Here is an 8,662-nt window from a genome sequence, read left to right on the forward strand (position 1 = left end):
ACGCTTTGCGAAGGTCGTCTCCGAAGCGATCGCTAACTGATCGAACCTCAGCGAGGGATGCGGTTTGCGTACCGAGCATGCGCGAGCTGCGGATATGGGTGGCGAAGTGGGTGTTTCTACCCATGTCTGTGCACGGCGGATCTGTGACGCTCAGGAAAGCCGTTGTGAGCAGGAGGTCGACCTTGACATCTCACCGAGGGTGCCCGATCGATAAGGGTCGCCAAAAGCGCGAGCTACATTCAAGACAACCAGGAGTCGGCGATGGATAACGTATGCCGCACCGAAGTCGACGGCCTGCGTGTGACATGGCGGTTGATCCAGAATCGGCTGATCTCGATCGTCGCCGTGCACGACGCATACGACGCCGCGCCGGTTCTCTCGTTCGGTCCCGCCGCTTATCCGGACCTCGTGCAAGCACGAGAACTTCATCCGGGACTGACCCAGTTGTGGGACGCGGTTCGCCGCGACTTCTGGAACACACTCATTCCGCCACGCCCGAATAAGGGCAGACAATGGCAATGGTCGTGACGACTGCTGCGCTCCCTGAAGCCTCGTCACCGATCGTTGAACCATCCAATCGGGCCGGTATCGGAACTCGGGTCGCCCATCCGCTGCTGCGCGGCACCGTCGGGTTCGGGTTGGCGACCCTGGCGCTGTTGGGTGGCAACGGTCGATTCGAGCAAATGCTCTGGCTCAGCCGTCTGATCGAGCTACCGGCCGCCGCGCTCGTCCCCCCGAACGGCACCAAACGCCGGACCGTTCAGTTGGGGAACTTCCGCGCCGAATGGTTGTGGCACAACGATCTGCCCGACCCGCGGCAGCAACAAGATTCGGCACTGCTGTACTTCCACGGCGGCGGGTACATCAGCGGCGGCCTGAATACCCATCGGCGCCTCGTCGCCAAAATCGGGCGCGCCAGCGGGATGCCCGCATTCAATGTCGACTACCGACACCTACCAGGCGCGCATTTCACCGAGACTCTCGATGACGCCGTCGCGTCCTATAAATACCTGCTCGAACAGGGATTCCAACCCGAACGCATCATCGTCTCCGGTGACTCGGCAGGCGGCGGACTCGCCTTCGCGCTGGTGCTGGCAATCCGGGAACGCGGGTTGCCGATGCCCGGCGGTCTCTCCGCGATCGCACCGTGGGCCGACTTCGATCCGACGACCCGCAATGCGCACCCCAACCGGCACCGCGATTCCTACATACCCACTCGGATACTGGAAACAATCGCGCGCCGCGGCGTCGCCCTCGATGGCGAACTCGATCCGATGTGGTCGCCGGTCAACCACGACTTCACCGGTCTACCACCGGTGCTGATCCAGGTGGGCTCCACCGAATGCCTGCTGCCCGACGCGGAGCTGCTGGCCCTGCGCTGTGCCGAAGCGAACGTCCCGGTGCGGCTGCAGATCTGGGACCGTGCACCGCACGTCCATCACGTCGCCGCGGATCTGCTCTCCGACGCCCGAGCTGCGATCAACGACCTGGGGCAGTTCCACCGCCAGATCGTGGATTGACGCGCAGACACGGTCCGGTAATCAAGCCGGGTATCTCGGTCCGGGAATTACGGTGCTGTCATGACCAACCCGGAAGAGGCGAGTCCTCGTCGGTCGCGTGTGCGTGTCTGGCTCGCACCGGCGGTCGTGGTGTCGCTGCTGATGGCCTTACTGGCCACGATGTATCTCGCGTATGTCGTCGATCCGTCGAAGCATCTGCACGGCTTTCCGATCGCGCTGGTCGATCAGGACAGCGGGGATGTGATCGGCGGGAAGCCGACCAATGTGGGCAAACAGATCAGCGACGCGCTGGTACAGCAGACTCCGAGCGACAAGATCGATCTGCGGGTGCTCGGCATCAACGAGGCACAGCAGCAGTTGAATTCGGGCAATGTGTACGGGGCGATCGTCATTCCGAGCGATTTCACCAAGCGGCTCGGCGTTTTCGCCACCGCCGGCGTGCTGCCCGGCGATGTCACTCAGCCGATCATCACGGTGTACACCAATCCGCGGTCCGGTGCGTTCTCATCGCAGGTCGTGCAGACGGTCGCCGGTAACGCACTCACGCAGGCGAACCAGACGGTCGGCAAGCAGCTCACCGAGACCGTGCAGACCCAGCTGCGATCATCCGGATCGGCGCCGGAACTGGTCGGCCTCAGTCGGCTGATGTTGGCCAAACCGATCGATGTGGTCGTCACCCCGTTCCATCCACTGCCCTCGGGTACGGGCGGAGGTCTGACGGCCTTCTTCTACACGATGCTGGTGCTGTTGGCCGGATTCACCGGCGCCATGGTGATCAATGGGATGGTCGATTCCTCGCTCGGCTTTACACCGACCGAATTCGGTCCCTGGTACGTGCACTATCCGCCGACGCCGATTTCCCGATTGGGAACGCTGCTGCTGAAATGGGGCGTGATCACCGGCAGCGCGCCGGTTGTGGCCGGGATATTCATGGCGGTCGGGCATTGGCTCGGTATGCCGATCGAGCGGCCGCTGCTGCTGTTCCTCTACAGCGCCTTCGCGATCATCGCGGTCGGCGTCACGGCGCTGTCGATCGTGTCGGCGCTCGGCACCGCAGGGCTGCTGGTCAACCTCATCCTGTTCATCGTGCTCGGTCTGCCCTCCTCCGGTGGCACCATTCCGATCGAGGCGATCCCGAAATCCGTTGCCTGGCTTGCCGATTTCGAACCGATGCATCAGGTGTACCTCGGGATCAGGGCAATCCTGTACTTCAATGCCGACGGCTCGGCCGGACTGAACCGCGCGATCTGGATGACGCTGCTCGGCCTTGTCATCGGGCTCGTCCTCGGCGGTGTCGTCACCCGTTACTACGACCGGAAAGAACTGCACCGCGCACCAGCCAAGAGCTGATGGTCAGTACCAGTGGTGTTGCTGCCAAAATGCCCACGCGCCATCAGGGCTGCCGTAACGGTCGTTCATGTAGTCATAGGTCCAGCGGATTTGGGTGAGCGGGTTGATGCGCCAATCCGCGCCGTGGGTTTGCATTTTTTCGGCGGGCAGTGCTTGGCCGAGGCCGTAGGCGCCGCTTTTCGGATTGATGGCGAAGACGTCCCAACCGCTTTCGTGGGTGATGACGGCGTCGAAGGCCGGGAATTGGTGGAGTGGGACGACTGTCAGGGCGAGGGCCCTGGTGCCCAAGCGGATCAGTGAGGCCGCGAGTCCGACAGTGGTTGTGACAGTGTCGTGTGAGCTGGCCGCGGGCGTGACGGCGGTATCGTCGTCGCTCTCTTCGACGGGCGTGGCAAGGGCGTCATCCAGGCCGTCGGTGGATGTGGTGACGCTGTCGTCCCACGAGTCTGCTGAAGGGGTGACCCTCTCGCCCGGACCGTCTGCGGGGGTGATGGGACTGTCGGGGGCGTCTGCGGGCGTGATGGCGTTGTCGGGGGTGTCGGCGGTTGTGGCGGCGTTGTCGCCCGGACCGTGTGCGGGCGTGATGGCACTGCTGTCAGCGGCATTGGCGGATGCGTTGCCGTTCAGCCCGTTGGCGGATGTGGGGACGCCGCTGTTCGGGTTACTGACGGGCGGGGTGGCCTGTGTGGCGACCCCTTCGGGGAGCGTGGTGGCGCCGTCGTTCAGATCGTCTGCGGAAGTGGTGGCGCTGTGGCTCAGTCCGTCGGTGGGAGTGGTGGTGCTGTCGCCCGGACCGTCGGCGGAGATCGGGGCACTGTTCGGAGCATTGGCGAACGTAACGACGCTGTCGCCCAAACCCTCGGCAACGGCTGGACCGGCACAAACCATGAGGGCACCGACCGCAATGGCGGCCGCGGCAACGCGCAGCATCGATTTCGCTCCTTAGTTGTGTTTGCCTTCCGTATCGATGGGTGTCATGAGCTCGCGTTCACCAGGTCGATGCCATTACCGACAATCGAATCGACGACGATGCTCGGCTGACCGGGTAGCCAACGGTCGAAGGCCACGCGGCGGGCATCGAGGGTGCGCTCACTCTCGGCAACGATTTCCACCCTGAATCCGGCCTTTTCGGCGAGGGACTCGGTGTCCGCGGCGCGCTCGCTGTCGGTGCTGGAGAAGATGGGGCGGTCGTCATTCATCCGGACTCCGGCGTATATGTCCGGGTATGCGGGGCGGGCCTGCTGTGTGAATTCGGCCAGCCGCCGGGCGCTTTCGGCGCGTGCGAGATATTCGTGCGCATCGATTCCCAGGTCACTCTCGACGGCCGCGATCAATCCGGGCGGCAGCGGGGCGCTGGCGGGCTGTGGCGCGGCCGCGGCCGGATACGCGATCGAACCCGCCATTGCCAATGCCGCAGAGCAGTCGAGCGCTGATCGCCGTCTGCGAATACTCGACATCACCGAGCCGTCTCCTGACTACGCGCCGAAGTATTCGATGACGCTATGTCACATGCGCCACAAAACGGACTATTTGCTTACGTAGCGTGTCGGTAGCCGCGCCGGTCGATGTCTCCGATGCTTACGCCGGGCAACTCGCCGACGCGCGGAGAACGTTGAACTACCGACTATGCACCGCTCGGGAGGATCGCACCGACCCATCGCCACACCGCCGACAATAGGAGGAAGCCGAGCTGCTGCTGCGTCTCGGAAGCGTTTTCGTACCGGTTATCGGTGCGTTGCTCGGTTCGATCTTCGCCATCTAGCCATTACAGCCGAACGCGGGTCGGACAAGGCCTCCGGCCCGCGTTCGGGTTTACTATGTCAAGCCGAGTCCGTGGGAAAGGACCGGCCACGATCGCTTCAATTCATCTTCCCAATAACCCCAGGAATGTGTTCCCTCATCGAAGTTGTAGGTAGCCGGAATGTCGAGTGATATAAGCTTCGCCTGCAGATTCTTCATGCAGTAATTGGCGGCTGCTTCGATCACGCCACCGAGCAGAACCTGATTTGTCAGTCCGTCGAGGCCGGGTTCGGCATGCGCCCCGTCCAGCATGTCATATTTTCCGGGCAGGCCATTGCCCGACGAAAGATAGAGGTCGATGCCACGCAATTTATCGGCGTGCAGGTATGGATCATTTTCCGTCCATTCGGGCGAATCGACCGGGCCCCACATGTTATCGGCGTTTCCGCCACCCCAGGCGATCACGAGCTTCAGGAACCTGGAACCGATCGGATCGCTTGTCTGCGCGCAGCCGCTATATGCGGCAGCCGCCCGGTAGAGGTCGGGTCTGGCAATGGGCAATGCCAACACTGTTGCGGTGGAAGCGGAAATTCCCGCGATCGCATTGACTCCGTTGGTGCCCAGTGCGGCATTGATCAGCGGTGGCAATTCATCGGTCAGATAGGTCTTCCATTTATTGCGACCCAGTACCGGGTCGTCCTCGCGCCAGTCGGTGTAGTAACTGAACCTGCCGCCGATCGGCTGGACCAGATTCACATTCTTATCCGACATGAACTGCCGAGCGTCGCTCTGCGCCTGCCAGGACGCGTCGTCCTGGCCACCGCCCGCGCCGTTCAGCAGATACAAAGTCGGCCGTGGAACCGAGCCGTCCGTGGGACGTTGGACCTCGACCGGGAATTCAGCATCCATCGCCGCGGAATAAACCTGTAGTCGGGTATTCCGGTCGTCGATGTACTCGACGTCGGTTATGCGCGAACCATCCTCCGAAACCGTATCGATGGAAATCGTCGCGGACATGGTGACCTGGTCGGCAAATGCCGTCGGCGTGCCTAGCGCCGTACCGACAAGCATCCCCACCAACGCGATGCCGACTACCGATCTGGATACTCCTCCGATTTCGCCCCTGTTCATACCCAAGCTTTTAGCATCGAGTTTCCGGCCGGTGCCGGACCGACACGTCGCCGACGGGTCCGAACCAGGTACGGCCGCGGTGCACCAGCGTTAATATGTCAAGCGCGCCACATCACCCGGATGGCTGGTTGTGTGCGTGGCATTGGGATCGCACCACCTCTGTGTCGGTGCCGCAGCAAGAGTCGGCGACGCGGACCGCGTGACCCGCTCTTCCACGAGTGGTCGGGGACCCGGTGGCTGGAGAAATGCCATGACCCGAACAATGAATTCCGACTTCAGAGCACTGCGATCCGCGATGGGCGGTCCGGTGTTCGCTCCTGCCGACGCGGGTTATGACCATGCCCGATCCATCTGGAACGGTGCCATCGACCGGCGTCCAGCGGTGATCGCGCAATGTCTATCTGCCGAGGATGTGGCCGCGGCCTTGGCTTTTTCCAGGGACCACGACCTCGAGGTGGCCGTGCGCGGCGGTGCCCACGCCTATAGCGGCACGGCCGTCGGCGACGGCGGCATCATGATCAATCTCGGCGTGCTGAACAGCGTCGTTGTGGATCCGGCGACCAGTAGCGCCCGGGTCGGTGGCGGCGCGACCATGGCGAATATGGATGCCGCGACCCAGGCGTTCGGACTGGCCGTGCCCGGCGGGGTGATCAGCGATACCGGCGTCGGTGGCCTCACCCTCGGTGGCGGCATGGGTTGGCTGACCCGCGTAGCCGGACTGTCGATCGACAATCTCATCTCGGCGCAGGTCGTACTTGCCGATAGCCGCATTGTGCGGGCGTCCGAGACCGAGAATTCGGATCTGTTCTGGGCACTGCGCGGTGGTGGCGGGAACTTCGGCGTCGTCACCGAATTCGAATATCGCGCGCATCAGGTCGGGCCCGAAGTGCACGTCGGGTTCTTCTTCTGGCCACTGACGGAAGGGGCTGAGGCACTCCGTCTGATTCGTGATTTCATTCCTGCGATGCCGCCCAGGTCGGGCGTGCTGGTCGCCGTCGGGTTATCCGCGCCGTCGGAGCCCTTCGTGCCCGATCAGTACCACTTCGTGCCGGGCCATGCCCTTATTACCGCCGGTTGCGGTTCTGCCGAAGAACACGCCGAAATGCTGGCGCCGATCCGCGATGCGCTCACCCCACTCTTCGAATTCATTACCCCGATGCCCTTCACCGGATTGCAGTCGATGCTCGATGCGTCGGCGCCGTGGGGCATTCACGGATATGAGAAGGCGCTCGATCTAGACGACTACTCCGACGAAGTGATCGCGGTCTTGGCCGAGCAGGCCGGGAAGAAGACTTCGCCGCTGTCGTTCATGCCGATCTTCACACTCGACGGCGCCTTCACCGCCGTCGGCGAGGAGGACACCGCATTCGGCGGCGCGCGCTCGGCACACTACGTCTGCAATATCGAAGCCGCCGCCCCCGACGCCGAGATATTGGCCGCCGACCGGGCGTGGGTGCGCTCGACCTGGGAAGCGCTGTGCCCCTTCGCCTCCAACCAGGGCGGGTACGTCAACTTCATGGCGGAGGCGGGCGAGGACCGGGTTCGCGCATCCTACGGACCTGCGAAATACGCGAAATTGGCCGATATCAAGTCCGAATACGACCCAGGGAACGTCTTCCACCGCAACGCCAATATCAAGCCGGGCTGACCCGACGGGGGAGTTTGGCCCGGGATGGTCGGGCAATTACCGGGGATGTCACCGCTGCCGACCGGTGGCTTTCGAGGGCGACGAGAAGGGAGCCGGACGATGGGTTTCGCCGAGCAACAGCAGGACGTCCCAGGTGTGCAGACACTGATGAAACCGGTGCCGGACTGCGGTGAACGCAGTTATCGCGGCAGCGGCAAGTTGACCGGGAAGGCAGCGGTCATCACCGGCGCGGACAGCGGTATCGGCCGAGCGGTGGCGATCGCATTCGCCCGCGAAGGCGCCGACGTGGTGATTTCCTACCTCAACGAGCACGATGACGCGCGCGAGGTCGCCGAATTCGTCCGCGAGGCCGGCCGCCGAGTCGTCACGATCGCGGGCGACGTAGCCGAGCCCGAACACTGCCGAGCGGTGATCAACGCCGCGGTCGCGGAATTCGGGAAGGTGGATGTCTTGGTGAGCAATGCTGCCTACCAGATGACCCACGAGACGGTCGAGGAGGTCAGCGACGAGGAATTCGACTACACCTTCCGGGTGAACGTGAACGCTTACTTCGCACTGGTGAAGGCCGCATTGCCGCATATGGCCCCGGGATCGTCGATCATCGGCAGTTCCTCGGTGAATTCCGATATGCCCTCGCCGACGCTGGCGCCCTACGCCGCGACCAAGGCCGCCATCGCGAATCTGTCGGCCAGTCTGGCACAGCTGTTGGGCCCCAAGGGAATCCGGGTCAACAGCGTGGCACCGGGCCCGATCTGGACCCCGTTGATCCCGTCGACGATGCCGCCGGAGAAGGTGGCGAATTTCGGTGACAACACCCCACTCGGCCGTGCCGGACAACCCGCCGAGCTCGCCCCGACCTATGTGCTGCTCGCCAGCGACGACGGAAGCTACATCTCCGGAGCGCGTGTCGCGGTCACCGGTGGCCGGCCGATTCTGTGAGCTGGATGCCCGCGGCGGCGGTTTGAACAGCGGTTGTTCGGCGGCGGGTGTGCCGCAGATCATCTGCGTCGATGCCGCACATGTCGGCGGCGCGCTGCGGAGTCCAGCCGGATTCGGCCGCAGCGAGATCGTCGACGTCGACCGTATGTGCAGATCAGCTTCTGATTCGGTCGTCACGTGGCGCGGATCCCGGGGCCCGCGCATTGACCGCTGCCTATCAGTTGTTCAGTAATTGGTCCCATTGCGGCGTCGAGGGTGCGGTTCGCGATTTCGTTGGCGTGTTCGTTTCGGGCGTGGGCATGTCGGTGGTTGTGCGTCAGTAGTTGTTGCCGTT

At 63.5% G+C, this 8,662-nt stretch carries 8 protein-coding genes; 5 read left to right on the forward strand and 3 right to left on the reverse strand.

The features are described 5' to 3' along the window. Nucleotides 1-261 precede the first annotated feature (261 nt). From ACIBJI_RS31545 to ACIBJI_RS31555, 3 genes are read left to right on the forward strand one after another with little or no spacing between them, the layout of a single operon-like run. Entirely contained in the window at nucleotides 262-528 is a 267-nt protein-coding gene (locus tag ACIBJI_RS31545; RefSeq protein ID WP_364354071.1) for a hypothetical protein, read from the forward strand. Beyond that, complete coding sequence (locus ACIBJI_RS31550; RefSeq protein ID WP_396958007.1) at nucleotides 519-1,520, forward strand: alpha/beta hydrolase; 1,002 nt, start codon at nucleotides 519-521, stop codon at nucleotides 1,518-1,520. Before ACIBJI_RS31545 ends, ACIBJI_RS31550 begins: the two co-directional genes overlap by 10 nt. Nucleotides 1,521-1,580: 60 nt before the next feature. Next, nucleotides 1,581-2,870: a YhgE/Pip domain-containing protein gene (locus tag ACIBJI_RS31555; RefSeq protein ID WP_396957790.1), complete on the forward strand. Its 1,290-nt coding sequence runs from the start codon at nucleotides 1,581-1,583 to the stop codon at nucleotides 2,868-2,870. 3 nt (nucleotides 2,871-2,873) lie between these two features. Here the strand turns inward: ACIBJI_RS31555 and ACIBJI_RS31560 are convergent, their stop codons facing one another. The 3 genes from ACIBJI_RS31560 to ACIBJI_RS31570 all read right to left on the reverse strand — a co-directional run bounded on the left by ACIBJI_RS31560 (nucleotide 2,874) and on the right by ACIBJI_RS31570 (nucleotide 5,741). Then, on the reverse strand, nucleotides 2,874-3,800 hold the full coding sequence (locus ACIBJI_RS31560) for a transglycosylase SLT domain-containing protein (protein ID WP_396957788.1): 927 nt from the start codon (nucleotides 3,798-3,800) through the stop codon (nucleotides 2,874-2,876). A 44-nt stretch (nucleotides 3,801-3,844) separates the two neighbouring features. Then, complete coding sequence (locus ACIBJI_RS31565) at nucleotides 3,845-4,327, reverse strand: hypothetical protein (RefSeq protein WP_397087011.1); 483 nt, start codon at nucleotides 4,325-4,327, stop codon at nucleotides 3,845-3,847. 358 nt (nucleotides 4,328-4,685) lie between these two features. Next, entirely contained in the window at nucleotides 4,686-5,741 is a 1,056-nt protein-coding gene (locus ACIBJI_RS31570) for an alpha/beta hydrolase (RefSeq protein WP_396957784.1), read from the reverse strand. 250 nt (nucleotides 5,742-5,991) lie between these two features. On the opposite strand from ACIBJI_RS31570, the gene ACIBJI_RS31575 reads away from it, so the two are divergent. After that, nucleotides 5,992-7,389, forward strand: a complete 1,398-nt coding sequence (locus ACIBJI_RS31575; protein WP_396957782.1) for an FAD-binding oxidoreductase — start codon at nucleotides 5,992-5,994, stop codon at nucleotides 7,387-7,389. Nucleotides 7,390-7,488: 99 nt separating this feature from the next. Further along, nucleotides 7,489-8,328 (forward strand): glucose 1-dehydrogenase, encoded by an 840-nt coding sequence (locus tag ACIBJI_RS31580; protein ID WP_364354053.1) that lies wholly within the window; start codon nucleotides 7,489-7,491, stop codon nucleotides 8,326-8,328. Nucleotides 8,329-8,662 lie beyond the last annotated feature (334 nt).

Source organism: Nocardia sp. NPDC050408 (assembly GCF_044458905.1).
In the GTDB taxonomy this organism is placed as follows: domain Bacteria; phylum Actinomycetota; class Actinomycetes; order Mycobacteriales; family Mycobacteriaceae; genus Nocardia.